The 24,406-nt window shown below is 63.4% G+C and carries 20 protein-coding genes; 13 read left to right on the forward strand and 7 right to left on the reverse strand.

The window, feature by feature from the left end; translation table 11 throughout:
* Window positions 1-76: 76 nt before the first annotated feature.
* The gene (locus tag OO306_RS19930; protein WP_265969702.1) at window positions 77-1,780 is read right to left on the reverse strand and encodes a sigma-54-dependent Fis family transcriptional regulator; all 1,704 of its coding nucleotides are present in this window, start codon (window positions 1,778-1,780) and stop codon (window positions 77-79) included.
* Between the two features lie 371 nt (window positions 1,781-2,151).
* Here OO306_RS19930 and OO306_RS19935 point away from each other — a divergent pair, with 371 nt between their 5' ends.
* The 7 genes from OO306_RS19935 (at window position 2,152) to OO306_RS19965 (ending at window position 7,722) form a co-directional block, all read left to right on the forward strand.
* A complete protein-coding gene (locus OO306_RS19935) occupies window positions 2,152-2,409 on the forward strand; it encodes a phenol hydroxylase subunit (protein ID WP_265969703.1) in 258 nt (85 codons plus the stop codon).
* Between the two features lie 55 nt (window positions 2,410-2,464).
* Window positions 2,465-3,460: an aromatic/alkene monooxygenase hydroxylase subunit beta gene (locus OO306_RS19940; protein WP_265969704.1), complete on the forward strand. Its 996-nt coding sequence runs from the start codon at window positions 2,465-2,467 to the stop codon at window positions 3,458-3,460.
* A complete protein-coding gene (locus OO306_RS19945) occupies window positions 3,457-3,726 on the forward strand; it encodes an MmoB/DmpM family protein (protein ID WP_099428932.1) in 270 nt (89 codons plus the stop codon). Before OO306_RS19940 ends, OO306_RS19945 begins: the two co-directional genes overlap by 4 nt.
* A 32-nt stretch (window positions 3,727-3,758) precedes the next feature.
* Complete coding sequence (locus OO306_RS19950; protein WP_027596207.1) at window positions 3,759-5,273, forward strand: aromatic/alkene/methane monooxygenase hydroxylase/oxygenase subunit alpha; 1,515 nt, start codon at window positions 3,759-3,761, stop codon at window positions 5,271-5,273.
* A 73-nt stretch (window positions 5,274-5,346) separates the two neighbouring features.
* Window positions 5,347-5,706, forward strand: a complete 360-nt coding sequence (locus tag OO306_RS19955; protein WP_099428934.1) for a phenol hydroxylase subunit P4 — start codon at window positions 5,347-5,349, stop codon at window positions 5,704-5,706.
* Between the two features lie 11 nt (window positions 5,707-5,717).
* Entirely contained in the window at window positions 5,718-6,779 is a 1,062-nt protein-coding gene (locus OO306_RS19960; protein ID WP_265969705.1) for an NADH:ubiquinone reductase (Na(+)-transporting) subunit F, read from the forward strand.
* Between the two features lie 43 nt (window positions 6,780-6,822).
* On the forward strand, window positions 6,823-7,722 hold the full coding sequence (locus OO306_RS19965) for a transporter (RefSeq protein WP_265969706.1): 900 nt from the start codon (window positions 6,823-6,825) through the stop codon (window positions 7,720-7,722).
* A 222-nt stretch (window positions 7,723-7,944) separates the two neighbouring features.
* Here OO306_RS19965 and OO306_RS19970 read toward each other — a convergent pair whose 3' ends face one another.
* Window positions 7,945-8,643: a pirin family protein gene (locus OO306_RS19970; protein ID WP_027596211.1), complete on the reverse strand. Its 699-nt coding sequence runs from the start codon at window positions 8,641-8,643 to the stop codon at window positions 7,945-7,947.
* Between the two features lie 221 nt (window positions 8,644-8,864).
* Here OO306_RS19970 and OO306_RS19975 point away from each other — a divergent pair, with 221 nt between their 5' ends.
* Window positions 8,865-11,336 (forward strand): UvrD-helicase domain-containing protein, encoded by a 2,472-nt coding sequence (locus tag OO306_RS19975; protein ID WP_265969707.1) that lies wholly within the window; start codon window positions 8,865-8,867, stop codon window positions 11,334-11,336.
* A 7-nt stretch (window positions 11,337-11,343) separates the two neighbouring features.
* Here OO306_RS19975 and OO306_RS19980 read toward each other — a convergent pair whose 3' ends face one another.
* A complete protein-coding gene (locus OO306_RS19980) occupies window positions 11,344-16,224 on the reverse strand; it encodes an NEL-type E3 ubiquitin ligase domain-containing protein (RefSeq protein WP_265969708.1) in 4,881 nt (1,626 codons plus the stop codon).
* Window positions 16,225-16,409: 185 nt separating this feature from the next.
* Here OO306_RS19980 and OO306_RS19985 point away from each other — a divergent pair, with 185 nt between their 5' ends.
* From OO306_RS19985 to OO306_RS20000, 4 genes are all read left to right on the forward strand, one after another.
* Complete coding sequence (locus OO306_RS19985) at window positions 16,410-17,336, forward strand: alpha/beta fold hydrolase (protein ID WP_186703201.1); 927 nt, start codon at window positions 16,410-16,412, stop codon at window positions 17,334-17,336.
* A gap of 68 nt (window positions 17,337-17,404) precedes the next feature.
* Window positions 17,405-17,824 carry a VOC family protein gene (locus OO306_RS19990; RefSeq protein WP_265969709.1) on the forward strand — a complete coding sequence of 140 codons (420 nt, stop codon included), beginning with the start codon at window positions 17,405-17,407 and terminating at the stop codon, window positions 17,822-17,824.
* A complete protein-coding gene (locus OO306_RS19995) occupies window positions 17,821-18,600 on the forward strand; it encodes an alpha/beta fold hydrolase (RefSeq protein WP_265969710.1) in 780 nt (259 codons plus the stop codon). The genes OO306_RS19990 and OO306_RS19995 overlap by 4 nt, the downstream gene beginning before the upstream one ends.
* 354 nt (window positions 18,601-18,954) lie before the next feature.
* Window positions 18,955-20,634 carry an MFS transporter gene (locus OO306_RS20000; RefSeq protein WP_027596216.1) on the forward strand — a complete coding sequence of 560 codons (1,680 nt, stop codon included), beginning with the start codon at window positions 18,955-18,957 and terminating at the stop codon, window positions 20,632-20,634.
* A 133-nt stretch (window positions 20,635-20,767) separates the two neighbouring features.
* Here the strand turns inward: OO306_RS20000 and OO306_RS20005 are convergent, their stop codons facing one another.
* Both OO306_RS20005 and OO306_RS20010 read right to left on the reverse strand, forming a co-directional pair.
* On the reverse strand, window positions 20,768-21,337 hold the full coding sequence (locus OO306_RS20005) for a hypothetical protein (RefSeq protein ID WP_265969711.1): 570 nt from the start codon (window positions 21,335-21,337) through the stop codon (window positions 20,768-20,770).
* Window positions 21,338-21,422: 85 nt separating this feature from the next.
* Entirely contained in the window at window positions 21,423-21,809 is a 387-nt protein-coding gene (locus tag OO306_RS20010; protein ID WP_027596218.1) for a VOC family protein, read from the reverse strand.
* 498 nt (window positions 21,810-22,307) lie between these two features.
* Here OO306_RS20010 and OO306_RS20015 point away from each other — a divergent pair, with 498 nt between their 5' ends.
* Window positions 22,308-23,213: a LysR family transcriptional regulator gene (locus OO306_RS20015; protein ID WP_027596219.1), complete on the forward strand. Its 906-nt coding sequence runs from the start codon at window positions 22,308-22,310 to the stop codon at window positions 23,211-23,213.
* Between the two features lie 36 nt (window positions 23,214-23,249).
* Here the strand turns inward: OO306_RS20015 and OO306_RS20020 are convergent, their stop codons facing one another.
* Window positions 23,250-23,723 (reverse strand): YMGG-like glycine zipper-containing protein, encoded by a 474-nt coding sequence (locus tag OO306_RS20020; RefSeq protein WP_265969712.1) that lies wholly within the window; start codon window positions 23,721-23,723, stop codon window positions 23,250-23,252.
* A gap of 58 nt (window positions 23,724-23,781) precedes the next feature.
* Window positions 23,782-24,369, reverse strand: coding sequence for a TetR/AcrR family transcriptional regulator (locus tag OO306_RS20025; protein ID WP_265969713.1), 588 nt, complete (start codon window positions 24,367-24,369; stop codon window positions 23,782-23,784).
* Between the last annotated feature and the right edge of the window lie 37 nt (window positions 24,370-24,406).

Here is a 24,406-nt window from a genome sequence, read left to right on the forward strand (position 1 = left end):
CCGCTCCTACAGGGGGATGCGTTCTGTTGTAGGAGCGGCCTTGCGTCGCGATGGGCTGCAAAGCAGCCCCAAATGCTCAAGGCTTACCGGCCACGCTCTCGCCGGGTGCCTTTTTCAGCCGATAGGCCAGGGCAGGGCGGGTCATGCCGAGCAGCCGCGCCGCTTCCGAAACGTTTTGCCGGCAGCGTGCCATGGCCTCTTGCATGAGCGCCTCCTCGACGGCATCCAGGCCGGTGCCGCTGTCGAAGATCTGCGCCACCCAGCCAGGCGTTTGCAGGTCGCTGTCGGCCACCAGCCGGCCATCGCTGCCAAGGCCGATGCTGTCGATGGCGGGCGGTGCATGCGGGAACAACGCATCCAGGCCGATACTCTGGTTCTCATCGGTGATGATCACGCCGCGCTCCATGAGGTTTTCCAGCTCGCGGATGTTGCCCGGCCAGTCGTAATGCAGGCACACCTCCATGGCCCGGTCGCTGAGGCCGCGGGTTTTCTTGCCGTAGCTTTCATGCAGGCGCCCGAGGAAGTGCTCGATCAGCAGCGGGATGTCCTCGCGGCGCTCGCGCAGTGCGGGGATGCGTACCGGGAACACGTTCAGCCGGTAGAACAGGTCGGCGCGAAAACGCCCGTCCTTGACCGCTTGCTCCAGGTCTTCATGGGTGGCGGCGATCACCCGCACATCCACCTGGCGTGTGCGGCTGTCGCCCACCCGCTCCAGTTCGCCTTCCTGCAACACCCGCAGCAGGCTGGCCTGGGCGCGTGGCGTAAGCTCGACGATTTCGTCGAGGAACAGGGTGCCGCCATTGGCCCGCTCGAAACGGCCCATGCGGGCCTGCTGGGCGCCGGTGTAGGCGCCTTTCTCGACACCGAACAGTTCGGCCTCGATCAGGTCGGGCGGTATCGTCGCGCAGTTCAGGGCGACGAACGCCGCGCCGGCGCGCTCGCTGCGCAGGTGCAGGCTGCGGGCGATGACTTCTTTGCCGACGCCGGTTTCACCCAGCAGCAACACCGAGGCCTTGCCCGAGGCGACTTTGTCGGTGAGCGCGCAGCAGCGCCGGTACACCGCCGACTGGCCGATGCCGTAGAACTGCCCCGATTCGTACTGCAGGCGCTGGCGCAGGTTGGCCACCTGCACTTGCAAGGACTGCAACTCGTCGATCACCGGGTCGCTCTGGAAGTAGCGCATGAACGTTTCGGCGTCTTCCCATTGCTCCACCGGCTTGCCGATGATGCGGCATTCGCTGCCGCCACAACCGCGGCAGCTGACCTCTTTGTACAGCACCTGGCGGCCGAGGAAGAACGAGCTGTAACTGATCGCGTAGCCCAGCAGCATCCAGCAGATTGGCTGCTCGGACTGAAGGTTTTCTTGCTGGCAGTTTTCCACCTCGAAAGAGTCTTGCCATTCGATGTCGGCGTAGAAATGGCCGTTGTCGAGGTCGATCTCCAGCTGCAGCGGGCGGACCTTGACCATGCCTTTGAGCGAGTGCAACTGGGGGCCGATGAAAAACATCTCCACTGGGTTGCCGTTGGGGCGCAGTTTGCGGGCGAGCTCGGCATCCTTGAGGCCGGACTGGTAGCCCAGGCGCAGGAAAAACCCCTTGGCGCGTTCGACGCCGAGCATTTCGATCAGCTCGCGGCGCATGCCGGCCATCATCGCCGCCTGCACCAGCAGCATGCGTTGTTCGTCGAGCCAGATCTTGCCTTCGGTGCCGAGGAAACGCACCCGTTCGGTGAGGTCCTTCAGCGCCGGCGCAGGTTCCGGCGCCCTGTACTGGGTAATCATTCGCGTGCGCCCCTTGCTTGTAGTTGTATGGGGAATCGGCGCGTTCCGCTCAGGCGTGGGCGGGTGGTGGTTGCGCCGGGACGACCTCGGCGGCTCAGGCAAGGCTCGGGTCATCTCTTCTTTCTAAACCGCCTGAAACCTGCGCAAAAGTCAATCGCAGGACGCGTTGGTCATTTGCTCGAAGTGCCGTTGCGCGATTAAGCAAATGATCAATCGGGCGGGTTGCTGCGGCCGCTTGATCGCGCCTCGGCTTATCTTTGATTGGTTTAAAAGTCTTTTTAAATCAATGAATTGAATTGTTTTTCTGCTCTGGAAGCAGGCCTGGCACAGCGGTTGCTCTAGCCCTTGCAAGCCTTACCGGAGCACAACCGATGACCCCAACCACCACGCCCTTCGAGCAGATGCCGCGCTACGTCCGGGTACGCAGCGCGCCGGACGCCGCCTTTGTCGAGTTCGACTTTGCCATCGCCTACCCGGACCTGTTCGTCGAACTGGTTTTGCCACGCGCTGCTTTCGCGCGCTTCTGCGAAAGCAACCGGGTGCTTCACATGGACGCCGCAATGGCCGCTGCCGTCGATGCCGACATGCAGAAGTGGCGTTACGGCGAGCGCCACGACGACAACGACTGACGCGCCGTTTGCCGGCGCATTGCTTCCCCACAACAACAAGTACAGGACGCCTTGCATGAGTATCGAGATCAAGACGGCCACGGTCGAGCCGATCCGCCAGACCTTCAGCCACACCCGCCGGCGGTTCGGCGATAAACCTGCCAGCCGCTACCAGGAAGCCAGCTTCGACATCGAAGCCGCCAGCAACTTCCACTACCGCCCGCTGTGGCAGCCCGACAAGCTGCTCAACGACCCCAGCCGCACCGCCGTGTGCATGGCCGACTGGTACACCGTCAGCGACCCGCGCCAGTACTACTACGGCACCTACGTGCAGGCCCGGGCACGCATGCAGGAAAACGCCGAGCACAGCTTCGCCTTCTGCGAAAAGCGCGAACTGCTGGGCAGCCTGCCCGTCGCAACCCGTGCCCTGATCGCCCGCGTACTGCTGCCGCTACGCCATGCCGAACTGGGCGCCAACATGAACAACAGCGGCATTGCCGCGGACGCCTTCGGTACCAGCGTCACCCAGATGCACATGTTCCAGGCCATGGACCGCCTGGCCATTGCCCAGTACCTGTCGCGCATCGGCCTGCTGCTCGAAGAGGACGGCCTGGCATTGCTGGCCGAAGCCAAGCAGCGCTGGCTGGACGAACCGGCTTGGCAAGGGCTGCGCCGCTATGTCGAAGACAGCCTGGTGGTGCAGGACTGGTTCGAGCTGACCCTGGCGCAAAACCTGGTCAGTGATGGGCTGTTGTACCCGCTGCTGTTCGAGCACTTCGATGCACAACTGGTGGCGGACGGGGCAGGGCAGGTCGGCATGCTCACCGAGTTCATGCGCTTGTGGTTTGCCGAGAGCCAGCGGTGGGTCGATGCGCTGGTCAAGACCGTGGTCGGGGAGAGCGCACACAACCGCCAGCTGGTCGACGGCTGGGTGGCCCAGTGGCGCGTGCGCGCACGGGAGGCGCTGCTGCCGCTGGCCGAGGTCGGCCCTGGGCGCGAAGCCCTCGATGCCATCGACAGCGCCTTTGGCGCACGCCTGAAAAAACTCGGCCTCAGTGGAGACGCCGCATGACTTCCCTCGTCTACATCGCCTTCCAGGACAACGACAGCGCCCGCTACATCGTCGAGGCCATCACCCAGGACAACCCGCACGCAGTCGTCCAGCACCAGCCCGCGATGATCCGCGTGCAGGCCGAAGGGCGCCTGGAGATTCACCGCGCCACAGTGGAGGAAAAGACCGGCCGTGAATGGGACGTGCAGGAAATGCTGATCGACGTCATCACCCTCGGCGGCAACGTCGAGGAAGACGAAGACTGCTTCGCCCTGCACTGGAACTGACCCACCCAACGACCAGCATTCGGAGAGCCACCATGGCCGCCAAGCGCCTCAACCAGAAAGACAAATACCGTTGCCTGACCCGTGACCTGGGCTGGGAACCGAGCTACCAGAGCAAGGACGCGATCTACCCCTACGAACGCTTCGAGGGCATCAAGATCACCGACTGGGACAAGTGGGAAGACCCCTTCCGCCTGACCATGGACGCCTACTGGAAATACCAGGCCGAAAAAGAGAAAAAGCTGTACGCGATCTTCGACGCCTTCGCCCAGAACAATGGCCACCAGAACATCTCCGATGCCCGTTACGTCAACGCGTTGAAGCTATTTTTGAGTGGTGTCACGCCCCTGGAATACCAGGCGTACCAAGGCTTCGCCCGCGTCGGCCGGCATTTTGGCGGTGCCGGTGCGCGGGTGGCCTGCCAGATGCAGGCGATAGACGAACTGCGCCACGTGCAGACCCAAGTGCATGCGATGAGCCACTACAACAAGCACTTCAACGGCCTGCATGACTTTGCCCACATGCACGACCGGGTGTGGTTCCTCTCGGTGCCCAAGTCGTTTTTCGAGGACGCCCGCACGGCTGGCCCGTTCGAGTTCCTCACGGCCATCTCGTTCTCCTTCGAGTACGTGCTGACCAACCTGCTGTTCGTGCCGTTCATGTCCGGCGCCGCGTTCAACGGCGACATGGCCACCGTCACCTTCGGCTTCTCGGCGCAGTCGGACGAAGCCCGGCACATGACCCTGGGCCTTGAGGTGATCAAGTTTTTGCTCGAGCAGCACGAGGACAACGTGCCGATCGTCCAGCGCTGGATCGACAAATGGTTCTGGCGTGGCTACCGGCTGCTGACCCTGGTCGGGATGATGATGGACTACATGCTGCCGAACAAAGTGATGTCGTGGGCCGAGGCCTGGGAGGTGTACTTCGAACAGGCTGGCGGCGCGTTGTTCAAGGACCTGGAACGCTATGGCATCCGCCCGCCGAAATACGTCGAGCAGACCACCATCGGCAAAGAACACATCAGCCACCAGGCCTGGTCGATCTTCTACCAGTACAGCCAGGCCACCAACTTCCATACCTGGATCCCCACCGACGAGGAGCTGGACTGGCTCTCGGCCAAGTACCCAGACACGTTCGACCGCTACTACCGGCCGCGTTACGAGCATTGGCGTGACTTGCAGGCGCGCGGCGAGCGCTTCTACAACCCGACCCTGCCGATGCTCTGCCAGATCTGCCAGATCCCGCTGGCCTTCACCGAGCCGGACGCGCCCACGCAACTGAGCCACCGCAGCCTGCTGCACGAAGGCGAGCGTTACCACTTCTGCTCCGATGGCTGCTGCGACATCTTCGCCTACGAGCCCGACAAATACGTGCAGGCCTGGCTGCCGGTGCACCAGATCCTGCAGGGCAACTGTGGCGGTGGGGATGTCGAGGCGGTGGTGCGCGACTACTACAACATCGCCCCCGGGCAGGACAACTTCGAGTACCAGGGCTCGCCCGAGCAGCAGCGCTGGGAGGCCTTGCAACGTGCTGGGCGCAAGGCCGGCTGAACCGCCAAAACACCGCAACTGCCTGGGCGCCTTGCTGCGCCCGGGCCCAAACAAGAACAAGAGGAACCTTGCCATGCCCGTGACCGCCATCGGCGCCTACACCGCCCAACCCTTGGACCTTCAGGCCAACTTCCACGGCGCCCAGCTGGTGTACCTGTGCTGGGAAAACCACCTGCTGTTCTGCGCGCCGTTCACCCTGCCCGTGGACCCGGCGCAGCCGTTCGCGGCCTTCATCGAGCACGTGGTCAAGCCGGCCATTGCCCTGCACCCCGATGCTGCGCAGGTGGATTTCACCGCCGTGCGCTGGCGCCTGGACGAACAGCCATTCACGCCTGACCTGTCCCGTGGGCTGGCTGCCAACGGTGTCGTCCACAAGAGCCTGCTGCACCTGCATACCCCCGGCCTTGAAGGCCTGGGCGGCAGCCATAACTGAGGAGCGCTGCCATGAGCTATCAAGTCACCATCGAACCCACCGGTGAACAGATCGAGGTGGAGGAAGGCCAAACCATTCTCGAGGCTGCCTTGCGTCAGGGCGTGTGGCTGCCGTTTGCCTGCGGCCACGGCACCTGCGCGACCTGCAAGTGCCAGGTGCTGGAAGGTGAGGTCGACCTGGGGGCGGCGTCCTCCTTTGCCCTGATGGACATGGAACGCGACGAGGGCAAGGTGCTGGCCTGCTGTGCCATTCCACAAAGCGACCTGGTGATCGAGGCCGACATCGACGTCGACCCTGACTTTGCCGGCTTGCCGGTGCAGGACTACCGCGCCGTGGTCACCCAACTGGTTGAGCTGTCGCCGACCATTCGCGGCGTGCACCTCAAGCTCGACCGGCCGATGGCGTTTCAGGCCGGGCAATACGTCAACCTGCAGCTGCCTGGCATCGAAGGCACCCGCGCGTTCTCCCTGGCCAACCCGCCTGACCGGCCCGATGAGGTGGAGCTGCACGTGCGCCTGGTGGAAGGCGGCGTGGCGACCGGGCACATTCACCGGCAGCTCAAGGTGGGTGATGCGCTGGGCCTGTCCGGCCCTTACGGGCAGTTTTTCGTGCGCAGCGCTCAACCGGGCGACCTGATCTTCATCGCCGGTGGCTCAGGGCTGTCGAGCCCGCAGTCGATGATCCTCGACTTGCTGGCGCGGGGCGACACGCGACACATCACCTTGTTCCAGGGCGCACGTACCCGCGCCGAACTGTACAACCGCGAGCTGTTCGAAGCGCTGGCGGCCCGCCATGCCAACTTCAGCTATGTGCCAGCCCTTAGCCAGGCAGCCGAGGATGAGCAGTGGCAGGGGGTACGCGGCTATGTGCACGACGCTGCCAAGCAGCATTTCGACGGCCGCTTCAACGGCCACAAGGCCTACCTGTGCGGCCCGCCACCGATGATCGACGCCGCCATCAGTTGCCTGATGCAGGGCCGCCTGTTCGAGCGCGACATCTTTATGGAGCGCTTCTACAGCGCTGCTGATGCCGCAGGTGAAGGCCAGCGTTCGGCGCTGTTCAAGCGCATCTGACCGGCTTATTGCACGACCGATAACAACAACAAAGGTTGACCCGATGAACCCGAAGCTTGCCAACCTGCTACGCCTTGCCGCCTGCGCCACGCTGTTCGGTGCAGCCAACCTTTCACAGGCCACCGAAGGGGGCGGCACGTCGTACCCGCTCGGTGCCGAGAACTACATGTCCGGCGCCATGCCGCCGCCGGGTGTCTATGGCCAATTGTTCGTCAACCACTATGAGGCCGACAACCTGCGTGGTAACGACGGCAGCAAGCTGCCGGTAGACTTTCGCGTGCGCGCCAATGCGATCGTGCCACGCCTGATCTGGGTGAGTGATTACACGGTATTGGGCGGCAGCCTTGCGCTGCACGCGATTGTGCCGCTGGTGGACCTGAAGGTTTCGGTCGATGGCCAGTCGCAGCACAACCGTGGCCTGGGGGACGTGATTTTTGGCCCGGCGCTGGGTTTTCACCACAGCGACAAGTTCCACAGCATCCTGGCCTTCGACATGATTGCGCCCACTGGCCGTTACGACAAACACGACCTGGCCAACCCTGGGCGCAACTACTGGGTGTTCGAGCCGGTGTACGCGATGAGCTACGTCGACCCCGTAGGGCTCAACCTGGATGCCAAGGTGATGTACGACTTCAACCGTAGCAACCCGGATACCGATTACCGGTCTGGGCAGGAGTTTCATGTCGACTATGCGGTGGGGTGGGGGCTGGGCAACGGGTGGGTGTTGGGGGTAGGTGGTTATTACTACCGCCAGACGACTGACGACCGCCAGGACGGCGAACGTATTGAAGATAACAAAGGGCGCAGCTTTGCCATCGGGCCGTCGATCAAATACAGCGGCGAGGGAGGGTGGTTTGTGACGGCGAAATGGTCGAAGGAGACCGAAGTGCGTAACCGCGCCCAAGGGGACGCGTATTGGGTGAAGCTGACGTTGCCGTTTTGACTTTCAGGGAAACTGCCCAGCCTCTTGGGGGCAGTTCACATTGTGTGCGGGCTTGTCCCGCGAATGAAGCTACGCGGTGCATGGCACCGGCTTCGCCGGTGTTCGCGGGGCAAGCCCGCTCCCACAGAGTCGCCGCTAAATCAATGAGCAAGACAGTTGCTCCAACAGAGTCGCTGCTAGCTCAATGCGTTAAGTTTTGCTCTATGGGAGCAGGCAATCGATTCAGGCAACATCCACCAGCACGATCTCGCTGTCCTCGATGGCCGTCACCCGCAACACGTCCTCTTGCTCGATCGCCACCCCATCGCGCGCTTTCGCCTGCAGGCCGTTGACCTCTACCAATCCCTTGGCCGGCACCAGGTAGCCACGGCGCCCGGCATCGAAGCGGTACTCGGCGCTTTCCCCAGCCCGCAGGGTCGCGGCCACCAGCCGGGCATCGGTGCGAATCTGCAAACTGTCTTCGTCACCTTCACGCCCGCTGGCCAGGGTCACGAAGCCTTCGCCACGCTCACCGGTGGGGAAAGGGCGGGTACCCCAGGTCGGCGCATCGCCCACTCGCTCAGGCACTACCCAGATCTGGAAGATCCGCGTGTCGACGTCCTCCAGGTTGTACTCGCTGTGCACGATGCCGGAGCCTGCACTCATCACCTGCACGTCACCCGCTTCGGTACGGCCTTTGTTGCCCAGGCTGTCCTGGTGGGTGATCGCGCCTTCACGGACGTAGGTGATGATCTCCATGTCACGGTGCGGGTGCGGCGGGAAACCGCTGCCGGCGGCGATCAGGTCATCGTTCCAGACCCGCAGGTTGCCCCAGTGCATGCGAGCAGGGTCGTAGTACTCGGCAAACGAGAAATGGTGGTGGGCATCGAGCCAGCCGTGGTTGGCGTGGCCGAGGCTTTCGAACGGTCGCAGTTGCAGCATGGTCGTGCTCCTTGAATCAGTGGAATGACGCCATGATGCGACAAAGAAAGATCGAAAATAAGCGTAAATATCGGCTAATAATGATCGAACTAGTAGATCACTAAGGCTGCGGCTTTTTATCCGTTTCATCGCCTAATCCACTGATCTGCAAGCATTCGCTGGTGATTTTTGGTGGATGCGGCGAACATGGCACGCTGATTTTGTATTCCATCGGAGTGACCGTGGCCCACGAGCATCCCCAGGCGCCTGCCGACCTGACCCCACCTGCCCAGTTACCGTGGTTTCGCCGCCTGGCCGCCCGCCTTTTGGGGCGGGGCCTGACCCGCTTGCAAGCCCAGCATCGCGACTCCTGGTTCCTCGGCCACGCCACAGGCCAGCGCAGTGGCCATGCCGACGGGGTGCGCGAAGGCTTCGAGCGCGGGCGTGTGGAAGGGTACGAGGCGGGGCGCCAGGTGCTGGTCATCCGCGATACCCGCCCTGACACCGCCGCCGTACCCGGCCAGGACGACAACCTCTTCGACGATTGGCGCCTGCCATTGACCGCCGAATTGAAGAAGCGCTTCAAGGCCGATGTGGCCCAGCGCTTGCCTGCCGAGGCGCAACCCAGTGCGGCCCAGTGGAAGCTGATTTTCAGCGACACGCCGTCCACCTGTGTGGTGGCGGGGGCAGGGGCGGGCAAGTCCACCTCGCTGGTGTTGCGCATTCTGTTGCTGCGCCATTACCTGGGCTACGAGCTGGACGCGATGACCGTGGTCACCTTCACCCGCGAATCGCGCAAAGACTTCATCAAACGCCTGCTGCAGGTGTTCGCCCTGTGGCAGATCGACCTGCAGCCCGCGCTGGCCCGCGAGCTGGTGCGCACCTTCCATTCGCGCATCTTGCCGCTGGTGCGCAGCCTGCCAGGTTTTGGCCAGGTGCGCGCGTTCGAGACACTGGGCAACGAGATGCCGGCGGGCCGCGAGGCCGAAGCCGAGAGCAACCCGTTCGACCTGCGCCTGAACGATGCGCAGCGCCAACAACTGAACCTCTGCTACAGCACCTTGCTGGGCGATAACCCCCGCTTTGCCGAACTCATTGGCCTGCTGCGCAGCGAAGCGTTGCAGCTCAAGCCGCTGGACCCTAACCACCCGGACGTGCAAAAGCGTGCGCAGGTGACCCAGTTGGCCGCCCAGCGCGATGAAGAGCTGTGCGATGTCATCGAAGACCTGTGGTTCGCCGCAGGCGCCTGGCCGATCAAAGGCATCGAGCCGTGCCGCGACACGGTCGAAATCCGTGGCAGCCGTTTCCATGTGCATGGCCGCCTTGAAGGGCAGGGGCCTTGGGTGGTGTTGGGTTTCGACCCCGCGGAAAGCGCCCAGTACCAGCGCCCCGGCGCCAAGCTGGCGGTGCGCGCCGAATGGGCGGTCAAGCGCACCCTGCTGCAGGCCTTCTGCGACAAACCGCTGATCTGGCTGGACAACTACGCGGCCGCGCGACGCCTGGCGGCCTCCCTGGCCGGTGATGCGGTGGCTGGCCCCGGCTTCGAGTACAAGGTCAAGGGCGAACTGGCCCCGGCACCGCTGCTCGACGCCTTTGTCGGTGCCGCCAACTTCATCGAGAACCTGGGGCTTGACGTGAACGGCGCCGTGGCGGCGATGAGCTTCCCGGCAGGCGACAGCGACGGCCTGTTCTTCGAAGCCCTGGCGCTGTACTGGAAGGCCCTGGAGGCGCACCTGCTGGACCAGTCGCCGCCGGTGATGAGCTACAACCGCATGTTTGCCCTGTTTAGCGAGAACAACCCGGAAAACCTGCAACTGCTGCCCGACCCCTTGCTCAGGCCCCTGGCGCATTTGATGATCGATGAGTTCCAGGACGTTTCGCCGCAAATCGTCAGTTGGCTGCGTGCCTGCCTTGCCGAGATCCGCCGGCGTGGGCCGTCGATGCACACCGGCCGTAATGCCCAGCATTCGTCGCTGTTGTGCGTGGGTGACGACTGGCAATCGATCTATGGCTGGCGCGGCAGTTCGCCGAAGTACTTCATGGAGTTCACCAAGGCCTTTGTGTCACCGGCCAACACGCGGGTGATGATGGTCGAGAACTACCGGTGCCAACAGCAGGTCATCGATGCGGCGGAATTTCTGGTCAAGGGCACGCCCGCGATTACTGGCAAGAAGGCCCGCGCCAGTGGCCCGGCAGCCGAGTTGCCGGGCTCGCCGGTCAAGGTGTTCGACCGCGACGAGGCCGCGCTGGGCGAGACCCTGATCGAGCATTATCAACGCGGCGAGTCGGTGATGATGCTGTACCGCAAGGGCAGCGACAAAGCCCTGATGAACGACCACCTGCAGGCCGTGCTGCACGCTGAGGCAGCGCTGCCGGCCGAGCAACGCCGGCTGCGGCAGTTGACCTACCACAGCGCCAAAGGTTTGCAGGCCGATGCGGTGTTCATGCTTGGTGACTGCCAGTACCTGACCAGCTCGCCGTACAAGAACCAGGTCTATCGCCTGGCCGGCCTGGGTAAGGCCGGTGATGCCCAGGCATTCGATACCGCGCAGAAGGAAGAAGTACAGCGCTTGGCCTACGTTGCGGTCACGCGTGCGGTCAGGCACTGCTACTGGCACGTGGAAGCGGCCAACAGTGAAGCGCCGGCGGCGCCGCGTGCGTCGAGCCAGGTTGATGGCCGGCAGGCCTTCTTCGAAGACCTGCGCGGCCAGTGAGGGCGGCTTAACCGCCCAGGGTTTGCGCCTGTCGGGTGAGGCTGGCCAGCAGGCCCGCTTCCACTGCTTGCTGTTCAGCGGTCAATGCCCGCATGGCGCGGTCGAACTGTCCATCGTTGAGTGGCACGCGGTGAAGGTTGCCCAGCTCGTCCACGGGCGACGTTGGCAGGGCGTCGCTCAACGCACCTATCACCGAACTGTCCAAGCGAGTAACGGCTTCCTGGGTCTCATCCAGGCAGTAGAAGAGGTAGTCGTGGCCCTGTCGCCAGAAGTCGGTGAGCAACATGAACTGCGCGGCATACTCGCGCTTCAGGTAGCTTACCCACCCCGGTTGCTCGATAAGCCATTGCAGCCGGGCATCGGTGTCGGCGTCCAGGGCGAGTACGGCGGCCTCGACCCGGTCGATGATGACCTGGTTGACTTGGGCCGTGTCACGATAGCGCATGCCGTGGCTGGGCTCGGGGAAGCCCAGCGGCTCGGCCAGGGACTGGCGCAACGCCAGGCGAAGCTCGATATCGTCCACCAGGCCGTTTTGCAGTTCGCCGTCGGGGAACGCTGCGGGATCATCCAGCACATCGTGAAGCGGCAGTGCTTCATCGAACACATGGTCCTGCAGCGCCTGTTTGCGTAGCGACCGGCGGACACTGATGCGGTCAGCCAACTGGTTGACCTGATCGCGCCGGTACAGCTTGCGATACAGCGCCAGCAACTCGCCAGGGCGAGTACCGGCGCCGCCCGCCGCCTCGTAAGCCAGCACTTCGATCTCCAGGGCACTGAAGGCGTCGGCCCCGGCATCCCCGCAGGTGGGCGGGAAGTCTTGGGCCACCGTGTTCAGGCGTTCGCGCAACGCACTGTCCCCAGCCGCTTTTTCCAGCAAGGCCCAGACACGGTTGCGCAGGCTCTGCGCATCGCGCTGTGCTTCAGCGGATTGGCTCAGGCGTTCCAAGACCCCTTGCAGGTCGTTGTTCTCCCCCTGCTCGAACAGATCGCGCCATAGTTGCTCCTGGGCGTCGCTCGCCGGGTTGCGCCACAGCGCTTGCCACTCGGGCATCGCCCCCGCGTGTTCAAAAACGTTGACGCCGCTGTCACCCAGGCGTGTACGTGCTTCGGCCTCCAGGTTGTTGTAGTTGAACAGCCAGCGGCGTTCAGGCAAACGCGCTGAGACATCACGGGCAAATGGTGTACGTAGAACCCCAGACAGGTCGGGCACGTTGCGGATGCGATTGTAAGACAGGTCAAGGTAGCGCAGCCGGTACTGTGGCTGGTTCATCAGGGTGGTCAGGCCTTCGGGCCATTGCTGCAAGTCGCAGCGGTGCAGGTTGAGGTGGCTGAGGCGGGCCATGAAGCGCAGGTCGGGGGCCACGTGTAGCGGGTTGAAATCCAGGTGCAAGACCTGTGGATGGACCATGTCCTGGAAGCGTGCGGCAAGCCTTTGATCCAGGGTGATGTGATTGTCCCCAAGGCCCAGTGCGTCCAGGCGCAAGCGGGTCAGAACTTGCATACTGGCGTCATCCAGTTCCAGAAAATTACTGCGCAAATTGAGTATGCGCAGGCCCGGCATCGCGCTAATGGCTTGCCGAGCCGCAGGCGTGAGGGCCCGTAACGCATTGCCGGTCAGGTTCAGATCGCGCAGCCGGGGGGCGGACCGCAGCGCCTCGAACAAGGCTTCGGCATTCATGTGCGGATTGTTGATCACGTCCAATGCTTGCAGGTGAGGGAAGTTGGCCAGGAAAGCGCCTTCCATGCGCTCCAGGCGCAAGCCGTCGAGCCGCAATTCATGGATATGCGGCATGGCGGCAGTGAGGGTTGGCAACTCGCGCAAGCGAATACGCTCGAGCCATAACAGGTTGCGTTGTTCACCGCCCTCACGGCGGCAGGCGCTCATCAGGCGCTCGGCACATTGCTGGCGGCTTCGGCGGTCTTCCAGGTCTTGCGCGGTCTCGATCCAGCGGCCGAGATCACGGTCCAAGCTGCGTTGCTCAGCTTCCAAGCGGTTGATCGCTGTGCCCAGGTCGCCGGCTTCTGTCAGCTCGGTTTGCAATGCGCTGATTTGTGCGTTGTCGAGCTCTGGGTAGAGCGCCCGCAAACGGCGTGCCGCCGCCCCCGTCTCACCACGGCCACTGAGCGGGTAACCTAGCCTGCCATTGGCCAGCCGAAGGGGTGAGCGGAACCCTGGCTTGATCGGCTGTTGGCCCAGCAAGGCAGCACAGTGCTGCCGATCGGCAAGCGCGATCTCGAACAGTTCGACCGCTATGGCCTGGGGGTGTTCGGCCTGCAATGCTTGCAGCAGCAGTTGGCTGTCCGCGTTGGCCAGGCTGTGCCGATACAGCCCGATGAGGGCTCGGTCTATTCTGGTGCGAGCTTGCAGCAAGCGGGCTTCTTCGCCGATGCGCAGGGGCACTCGACCTGCGCCCAGGCGCTGACGTTCAGTGCTGTTGGCATGGTCGAGGATTTCGTCGAGGGCGCTGTCCGGCAGCCCCGGGAACTGGCGGGCAAGGGCCTGCGCTGCGGGGCTCTGCGGTTCACGATGGCCTTGCTGCAAACTGTTGAATATCGCCTTGCGGCGGTTGGTCAGATGTTCAGCGAGCGTGTCGTTCAGTACCGAGGCACGTTGTGCGTGTGGGGTATCGCCCAGCATCGATTGCACCGTGGGCTCATCCATCTGCACCAGCACGGTCTGGCTCAGTGCGCCACTGTCGAGGTCGGCGCGGGTGATCTCGATCTCTGTCTGCCCCGGTGCGACGGGCGGCCCATAGCGTACCGACTTGCCCCAAGGTTCTGGGCCTTCGAAGACCTTGAGAACGTGATCCTGCGGCCACTTCGGCAGGTTCAGCAGTTCGGGCAGGGCATAGTTTTTGTGGGCCGCGAGCGGCAGGCCGTGGCGTACGTGTTCTATGAGGGTGCCCACTTCGTTGTCCAGTTGCAGGCGCAGCAGTGTGTCGACCAGCAATGCCGGGGGGCGTAAGCCAGCCGCATGGGCACGGCGCAGGCTGGCCGTGTCGGTGCCGGTGCTGCGCAGGGCTGTGAGCAATTGCGCATCGTCCAGTCCCTGGCTGCGATGGCCGAGACGGCGTAGCAGCTGTATGTCGTCCCACTCGTGAGCATGTTCATGGGCCAGCTGCCAGCGGCCGTCGCCGATTGGCCGCACGTGCGGCGCATAAGCCTGAGGGGAGTCGGGGTGACGCACGCGCCAGTGTTGTTCAGGGTCCTGGAACACTTCATACAGGGTGCCTTCCAGCGCCATGTAGGCCTTGCCCTGGTGTTGATGAAGCCCGAGCGCATCGGGCTTTGCACCTTCAGCAAGCATTACATTGCTGGCATACGGCGCCATGTTTGGGTGCCACAGCAGTTCGCGGTCTTCCTGCCACACCGCCTTCAGCGCATCGACGAAACCGGATGCCTGGATAACCTTGGCGCCAGCGGCGAACCCGGCGATCACTGCGGCATTGATGGCCAACGACTGCACCTGCTGCAGCGCCTGCGCGGTGTCGCCTTCCTCCCAGGCTTCGAAACCGGTGAACACCGAACTCATCAGGTCATAGGCAAATACCCCGAGCATGGCCGTGTTCAACCCCGGGACGAAGAACGCGGCGACGTTGAGTACGTTCATGCCCATTTCGAGCCAGTGTTGCAGGCGCGCGTTGCGCGCTTTGGCGTCAACCTCGGCGGTGGGCACAGCGATGGTTTTGGCGTCGGCCTTCATGCGTGCCAGGTGTGCTCTGTACAACGTCGGCCAGGGCGCATTGCCCAAAGGCGAAGGGGTAACGTGCAAAAGCGGATTGCTACGCAGCGTGCGGTTGCCGCTCGCATCCACCTCGAACAGCGCGTGCTCCAGTTTGGCCGACAGTTCCACTTGCCGGTCTTTGTAGGCGAACTGCAGCAAGGCACGGCGGAATTCGCTGCGCTGCAGCCGGTGCCGCAGGTGCTGCCCGACCGCCATGATCGATGCGAACTCGCGCACCGGGTGCTCGCTGTCGTCCGGGATGTAGAGGATGCAAGGATTGCTCTGGTTTGGGGCATCAGGCCCGATAAGCAGGATTTCGTGCAGAGGGATACCGAACAGGCTGAAACGCCAGCACTGCAGATTGTGTTCACCATAGGCCGGGGCGGTGACATTGCTGCACAGTTGCATCAGCGCGGTGCGCCCGCGTTCGCTCAGCAAGCCCTTGAGCCAGGCAACCTGCGCCTGCACCCGCAAGCACTCGCGGCTCGCCTGAATCGACAGGCGCTCGACCTCCAGCCGGTTCGCGCCTTCATGGGTGGCCTGCAGGTGACCCTGGTACTGCTGGCCCAGGTCCAGCGCCCGGCACTGCTCAACGAAACTGGCCATGTTCAAGCCCTGCAAGGGTGAATCATCGCCTGCGGCGCGGGTCAACCGGCTATAGGCACCGACTTCCGTGAGGCCCTCGAAGTTGTGCAGGGCGGCTTCCAGCAAACTGCGCGGTTGCGGCGCGCCGACGGGGCGGGTTGCGAGCACGTCTACCGGCTGCTCCGGCACCAACGGGTATTGGGGGTCGGGCACGCCGACCCACGGGTTGCTGATCGGCTCGAAGGGTTGGAACACGTACTGGGCCTGGTCCACGGCCACGTTCAGGCCTAGGCGCTCGGTCAGCAGCGGTCGGCAGAATTCGATGATGCCTTTGAAGCCGGGCAGTGCCTGACGGAGCTGGGCGAGGCAAGTGTCGCGTGCCTCGACAAGCAGTCGAAGTTGCAGGCGTTGCTCGGGTTCGGCGCTGGCGTACCAGCTGTAAGGCGTGCCATCGGCCGCCAGGTAATCCTTGCGTACCCGCTGCACGACGCGTTCGGCATGGCCGGGGTGCAGGGTTTTGCTCCATAGCGGCAGCGTGCGCGTGATCTGTGCGTGATGTAAGGGTGGGGTGCTTGTCATGGTACCGACCTCTTGAGCAGGGAGGCGCTAGTCGATCCTCATCCGTGTGCTGGGGTGCGGTAGATAATTGCCGGCAGCGGTCGGTCTCGCGCATGTACGGGTCGGTGAGGGGCCAACAGTGCGGGTGCATCTGCGAGAGGGTGGGGTAGGCCATGGCGGCCGGTTTGCAGCCAAGGGGAGCTTCTATGCGTTCGCTGTGCGGTCCCAAGGATCATTTGCTTGACCTCGACGGTATTGAAATAGCGGTACGTACCTGGGGGCCGGAAGACGGTATCCCGGTGCTGGCCTTGCATGGGTGGCTGGATAACGCCGCCTCGTTCGATCGGCTCGGGCCGTTGCTCGACGGCTGTTTCGTGGTCGCGCCGGACCTGGTCGGCCACGGCCGCTCCAGCCATCGCCGCCACGACAGCGGCTATTACCTCTGGGAGCATGCCGAGGATATGCTGGCGGTGGTCGACAGCCTGGGCCTGGCGCACTTCCATGTGCTGGCCCACGGCATGGGCAGCGGCATCGCCTCGTTGCTCGCCGCTCTGTCCAGCGGCATTTCCAGCATGACCTTCCTCGATGGCATGGGCGCGCCGTTCACGGTCGCGGAGGATGACCGCGTGCAGCATCTGGCGCGCTCCTACCGGCTTAAACGGATGGTCCAGCGCAGCCAGCTTCAGGGGTTCGGCGAGCCCGACGCGAGCCGCTTCGACACGATTGAAGCGGCCTTGCAGCAGCGCCGCCAGCGCTTGGACGGCGAGCTGTCGGAGGACGCTGCGCGGTTGTTGGCCCGTCGTGACCTGCTGCAGGTTGGCGACGGCTATTGTTGGCGCCACGATCCACGCTTGGTGCTGCCCGAACCCATGCCGTTGACCGAGCGAGAAGCCTGTGACCTGCTCAGCCAGATCCAATGCCCGCTGTACCTGATGTTCGGCCGACAAGGGGCCTTTAGCGGCAACGCGTACGCCCAGCGTGAAGCGGCCTTGCCTGGCCATGCGCGGGTTTCGTGGCACCCTGGCGGGCATCACTTCCACCTTGAGGCACCGGACCGGGCTTTAGTCGATCAGTTGCTGCGGCTGCTGGCACGTCATGAAGGTGGCCAGTTACAGCGCTTGGTCAATGAGTAGCGAGCACGCCGAATAGTGGGCTATGGTGGCGTCTGACCCTCGCGCACACGCCACAAGGAGTCCCCGGCATGCGACCGTTCGCCATCAAGCACATCGACCACCTTGTCCTGCGGGTCAGCGACCTGCCGCGCAGCCTCGCCTTCTATGTGGACGTGCTGGGCTGCACGGTCAGCAAGGTGCGTAAAGACCTGGGCATGGTCCACCTGGCGACGGGCACTGCCATGATCGACCTGGTCACGCTGGACGGTGTGCTGGGGCAGCCGGGTGGCGCCGCGCCTGGCGCAGAGGGGCGTAACCTGCATCATTTGTGCCTGCGTATCGAGCCCTTCGATGAGGCGGCATTGACCGCTTACCTGCGCGCTGCGGGTGTAACGGTGGAGCCTGCCGAGAAACGCTACGGCGCTGAGGGCGAAGGGCCGTCGTTGTACTGCTTCGACCCCGATGGCAACCAGGTCGAGCTCAAAGGGCCGGTGCCGGAGGCGTCATGACGGGTTTGCAGACGCACGAGCACTGGATCGCCACGGCCCAAGGCACGCTGTTCGCCCAAGAGTGGTCGCCGTCGCAGGCGCAGGGTGCTCCCATCATTCTGTTGCACGATTCGCTGGGGTGTGTGGCCTTGTGGCGAGACTTCCCTGCGCAACTGGCGCGCAGCACCGGGCACCCGGTAATCGCCTATGACCGCCTCGGTTTCGGTCGCTCCGACGCGCATCCCGACCGGTTGCGTCTGGGGTTTGTCGAGGCCGAAGCGCGCCAGGGCTTTGCGGCGGTGCGCGAACACTTGCATATCGACGCCTTCATTGTCTTCGGCCACAGCGTGGGCGGGGGCATGGCGGTGGGGTGTGCGGCAGCGTTCGCGGACCATTGCCAGGGGCTGATCACGGAGTCCGCCCAGGCCTTTGTCGAAGCACGGACGCTGGAGGGTATTCGTGCGGCGGATCTGCAGTTTGCAGAGCCCGGGCAGTTGCAGCGGCTGCGCCGTTATCATGGCGACAAGGCCGAATGGGTATTGCGTGCGTGGGTGGATAACTGGTTGAGTGAAGACTTCGCCGAGTGGAGCCTGGATGCGCTGTTGCCGCAGGTACATTGCCCCTTGCTGAGCCTGCACGGTGAAAACGATGAGTTCGGCTCCCAGGCTCACCCCGAGCGCCTTGTCGCGCTTACTTCGGGCCCCGGCGTGTTGCGGCTGATACCGGGCTGTGGGCATGTGCCGCACCGGGAACAGGCTGATGGGGTGTTGGCAGAAGTCGGGCGCTTTCTACGGTAAATTCCAGGTCAGAGGTTGCAGGCCCCAATGGGGTCGCTGCGCGGCCCATCGCAGCGGTTCAGCGCCCCGACAAGCAAGCTTCCACAGGGGGAGCGTATGTCTTGAGAATTTACTTCACCTGTGGGGGTAACTGTCTTGTTCGAGTTTCGGGGGCAGTCCACCCTGTGGCCGCTCGCTATCAAGGCGAGTGGATATCCCCGCAAAGCCGATTATGCTTCAGATACCTTGCTGCGATTCGAGGCGGCCTGCTTCGTCGTGCTTCGCGCAACCAATGCAAGCCCTAGGGCCTGGGTGCGACGGTGAAATGGGTGTGAGGTACTCCGGCCTGCGATAACGACAAGACGGAGGCAACCCATGGCGGTTCTCGACAGCGCATCCACGGGCAGTAGCGCGCCCCAACGCGGTATCACCCGGGAGGAGCGCAAGGTCATCTTCGCCTCATCCCTGGGCACGGTGTTCGAATGGTACGACTTTTACCTGTACGGCTCACTGGCCGCGATCATCGCCAAGCACTTCTTTGCCGGCGTCAATGAAACCACCTCGTTCATCTTCGCCCTCTTGGCGTTTGCCGCAGGCTTTGCCGTGCGGCCGTTCGGGGCCATTGTGTTCGGCCGCCTCGGTGACTTGATCGGGCGCAAGCACACCTTCCTGATCACCATCGTCATCATGGGCCTGTCCACGGCGCTGGTCGGGTTGTTGCCCAGCTATGCGTCGATTGGCGTGGCGGCGCCGGTCATCCTGATCAGCCTGCGCCTGTTGCAGGGCCTGGCACTGGGCGGTGAATACGGCGGCGCGGCGACCTACGTGGCCGAACATGCACCCAAGGGCCGGCGTGGCTTCTTTACTGCCTGGATCCAGACCACCGCGACGCTGGGGCTGTTCCTGTCGCTGCTGGTGATAATGGCCTGCCGCACGGCCATGGGCACCGAGGCGTTCGAGGCATGGGGCTGGCGCATTCCGTTCTTGCTGTCGATCCTGCTGTTGGCCATTTCGGTGTACATCCGCATGCAGCTCAACGAGTCGCCGGTGTTCTTGAAGATGAAGGCCGAGGGCAAGGCTTCCAAGGCGCCGTTGACCGAGTCGTTCGCCCGTTGGGAAAACCTCAAGGTGGTGATCATGTCGCTGCTTGGCGGCACCGCCGGCCAGGCGGTGGTGTGGTACACCGGGCAGTTCTATGCGCTGTTCTTCCTGTTGCAGACGCTCAAGATCGACCCGCAGACTGCCAACTTGCTCATCGCAGGTTCGCTGCTGATCGGCACGCCGTTCTTCATCATCTTTGGCAGCCTGTCGGACCGCATCGGCCGCAAGAAGATCATCATGGCCGGTTGCATCATCGCTGCGCTGACCTACTTCCCGATCTTCAAGGCGCTGACCGAGTACGGCAACCCGGACGTGTTCGTCGCCCAGGAGCAGAACCCGGTCGTGGTGGTAGCTGACCCTGGCCAGTGCGCGTTCCAGTTCGACCCGGTGGGCAAGGCCAAATTCACCAGCTCCTGCGACATCGCCAAGAGCCTGCTGGCCAAGCGGGCGATCCCGTATTCGAACGAGAAGGCCGAGCCCGGCAGCGTGGCGCAGATCCGTATTGGCGAGCGGGTGATCCCAAGCTTTGATGGCCGCAGCCTGGCCGCCGCCGACCTCAAGACGCAGAGCGATGCCTTTACCGCCACCCTCGTCGGGGCGCTGAAGGAGGCGGGTTACCCCGAGAAGGCCGACCCGGCGAAGATTCACTACCCGATGGTGCTGTTGCTGCTGACCATCCTGGTGATCTACGTGACCATGGTCTATGGGCCAATTGCGGCCTGGCTGGTCGAGCTTTTCCCGGCGCGCATCCGCTATACCTCGATGTCACTGCCGTACCACATCGGCAACGGTTGGTTCGGTGGCTTCCTGCCGACCGTGGCGTTTGCCATGGTGGCGGCAACCGGGGATATCTACTACGGCTTGTGGTACCCGATCGTGATTGCGCTGATGACGGCGGTGCTGGGGATCTTCTTCATGCCAGAGACCAAGGACCGGGATATCAGCCACACCTGAATCAGGCCATCAAACCCGTGTAGGAGCAGCCTTGTGCTGCGAAGAGGCCGGTGACAGCAGCGAAGATCTCCGTTGTTATCCCCGGCCTCTTCGCAGCACAAGGCTGCTCCTACCGAAGCGTGCATGACCTGCCTCAGTCAAAATACCCTCGCAGGGTAAAGGCGTACCCGGTATCCACCCCGGTGGCTTCCCCGCGGCTCCAGCGCTTCTTCAAAACGAACTCGAACGCCGGCTCGTACAACCCATCCCGCACCACCGCACCGCCGAGCACCTCCACGTCATACCAGCCGTTGTCCAGCTCGATAATCGGCCGCCCAGGCGCCTGGTAGCGTGCCAGCAGATCGCCGAGGGCCTTATTGGTGAAATGCTGCAGGATGCGCCAGGTGTACAGCATCAGCGCGCGGTGCTCGACGCGCAGTACGTAGCCGGCACGCTGATGCTTCAGGCGGCTGCCCGGCTCACGCAGGGCCGGGGTGTGGCCATCGAGGGTGAAGATGATCCGGTAGGGCAGGTTATCGATGCCGGCCATGGGCAGCACCACGCCTTCGCGCACCGCCTTGTCACCGCTGTCGTCATGGGTGAATGCGTGGGCCAGGTCGTCCGCCAGGTCGTTGTCTTGCTTGAAACGCTCGAGCAACTGAATGTCGCCGACCAGGAAGTAATCGATCAGGTCGTTGAGGACCTCACTGAATTCGTGGCGCATTTATTTTCCTTGTTGGCTGCGCAAGTAAGCAAAGGCAACTATAGCGGAGGGCGGGCCACGCGTGCCCGCCAGGCGGGGGTGACCGTTAGTGTTTCTGAGCGATCTGGATCAGGTTGCCACAGGTGTCGTCGAACACAGCCACTGTGACTGGCCCTGCGGCCGTTGGCGGTTGGGTGAACTGCACGCCGGCCGCGCACAGACGGGTGTATTCAGCCTGGATGTCGCGCACGCCGAACGAGGTTACAGGGATGCCGTCCTGCTTGAGCGCAGCCTTGTACACCTTGGCGGCAGGGTGGGCATCAGGCTCCAGCAGCAGCTCGACGCCGTTTGGCTCGTGGGGTGAGGTCAGGGTAAGCCAGCGGTGCCGGCCCAGGGGGATGTCATGTTTGGGCATGAAGCCGAGCACGTAGTGATAGAAAGCCAAGGCCTTGGCCTGGTCGTCGACAAGAATACTGGTGACAACGATCTTCATAGGCGCACACCGTTTTTTGGGACTTGTCCACTTTCAGTAAAGACCTTTTGGGCAGCGCCGGGGTTCATTTCAGTGTGCAGGGGCGGGGCATTTCCCGGTGGGTATGGGCGCGAGCAGGTTGTAGCTTGAATGGGCAATTCACATAAACCGGAGAAATGACCATGCAAGATGAACCGAAGAACGAATCGCCATCCCTTGATCACCTCGAGCACGTGGAGGAAGTGGTAACTCAGAAAACCGTATCGTGGCGTACCCGAGGTGCAGCCCCTGTAGTCGGCATGCCTTGTGCGCCAGGCTACAAGCGCGTCGGTGACGAGTGCGTGTTAGCGAACATTCCCTTTGAGTGAGCCGCGTAACGGGGGCGCATGGCGCCCCCCACTAAAAAACATACTCAAGTCATAGGTAAATCCTTCATCACCCAATCCCCCGGCAGCCAGGCGCCACGTTAAAGTGACAGGCAAAATACCAGCGCGCCCAGGCGGCGCCGGAGAGGTGCCTGTGGCTTCCTATACCTTGCGACAACTCAAGTATTTCGTCACCACCGTGGAGGCCGGCAGCGTCGCTGAGGCCTCGCGCCAGCTCTACATCGCCCAGCCTTCGATCTCCACGGCCATCAAAAGCCTGGAAGAAAGCTTCGGCGTACAACTGTTCATCCGCCACCACGCCCAAGGTGTGTCGCTGACACCCAGCGGCAAGCGTTTCTACGCCAAGACCAAATCGCTGCTGCAGATGGCCCACGAGTTCGAGCAGAACGCCCTAGCCGATAACGACACCGTTGCCGGGCAAATCGATATCGGCTGTTTCGAGACGGTGGCGCCGCTGTACCTGCCGCGCCTGATCGCCGGCTTTCGCGAACGCTACCCTGGCGTTGACATCCGCCTGCGCGATGGCGAGCAGCAGGACCTGATTCAGGGCCTGACCGCCGGCACCTTCGACCTGGCGTTTCTCTACGACCACGACCTGGACGGCACCATCGAGGCCGAGCCGCTGATGCCGCCGCAAAAACCCTATGTGCTGTTGCCCGAAAAGCACCGGTTTGCTGGGCAAAGCCAGGTCTCGCTGCGCGATCTCTGCCCCGAGCCGATGATTCTGCTGGACGTGGCGCCCAGCCGGACCTACTTCGTCAGCCTGTTCAACGAAATGGGCCTGACCCCGAACATCGTCTTCAGCTCGCCGTCGATCGAGATGGTGCGCGGGATGGTGGGGCAGGGGTTCGGCTTTTCGCTGTTGGTCACCCGCCCACATTCGGAATGCACCTACGATGGGCAGCGCCTGGCGATGGTCGATATCGCCGAACCTGTGGCGCTGTCGGGGCTGGCGGCAGCCCGCTTGAAGCGGGTTCAGTTGACCAAGCCGGCACAACTGTTCGTCGAGTTTTGCCGGGAAGAACTGGCCAAGTTCTAGTGTCTGCCGCCGGCCTGACCTTGAAGTAGCAGAGGCTCAAGGGTTGACTTGGTACCCACGGCCTTGCAGGCAACCGCCGTACGCGCTGGCATGGGCCGAGCTCTGCGCTTCGCCCTGGGTACGCCGGTCCTGGCGGCGATCCTGGCGCTGGCGCATGCCACCCACTGCCGCACCGGCGGCGGCGGTTTCACCGGCGCGGTTTTGCCGGTATTGCTGCTTGGCATCGTCGCTGGCCCGATCGTACAGCTCTTCATGCTGATTGCCGCGGACCTGCGCGCCGACGGCACCTGCTGCTGCGCCAGCTGCCGCGCCGCGTACCCGGCCACCAACGTGGGCATCGCTGGATGTCGAGGCGCTGTTTGCGGCATTGGTGGCGACGGTATTGCAATCATTGATGTCCAATTGCATCTGCTGGCTGCTCTGGCCTTTCAGCGGTACCACTGACTGCGCCTGGGCGGCAGGTGCTGTGCACAGTAGCACCAGCAGGTAACTCCATGTGAGTGAACGCATGGCACACCTCCTGTGGGCGTGAACCCCCTCTCACAGGATAGTCCGCCTGCGCGGTTTTTCAGCAGGGGTTGCGCAGCCCTTTGAGCATCAGTTCCATGGCGTCCAGGGCCTGCTCCAGCCGTGGGCTTTGGCCCTCTTCTTCGGCAATCCAGAATGCCGTTTCTGCGAGGCCCCCGCAGATCAGCGACGCCAACGCCTGTGGATTGGCCTGGGCGACCACGCCCTGCGCCATCAACTGCTCCAGCATGCTGCGCAGCGACGCGACGCAGTGCAGCTGCGCTTGCGGGGTAGGGGCACCCAATACGGCACGCCCATCACGCAACACGATGCGCTGAATCTCCGGCTCGCGGGCCATTTCCAGGTAGGCGCGGCAGCGGTTGCGAAAGCCCTCCCAGGGGTCGCTGGCCGTGTCGGAAATCGCGTGCAGCCGCGCGTCCATTTCTGCGTCGATTTGCGCGATAACGGCGGCCAAAAGGCCCTTCTTGTCGCCGAAATGATGATAAAGGGCACCACGGGTGAGGTTGGCCTGGGCCGTCAGGTCGTCCATCGATGTCTCACCATAACCACGTTCGCTGAAAACCTGGCGAGCGGTCTCCAGCAGGGTGGCGCGGGTCTGTTCCATGTCGGCGCGGGTACGTCTGACCATTGGGGCTCCTGGAAATGCGGCTTTACATTCAGTGCGT

The sequence above is a fragment of the Pseudomonas sp. DCB_AW genome (assembly GCF_026240895.1).
Classification (GTDB): domain Bacteria; phylum Pseudomonadota; class Gammaproteobacteria; order Pseudomonadales; family Pseudomonadaceae; genus Aquipseudomonas; species Aquipseudomonas kermanshahensis.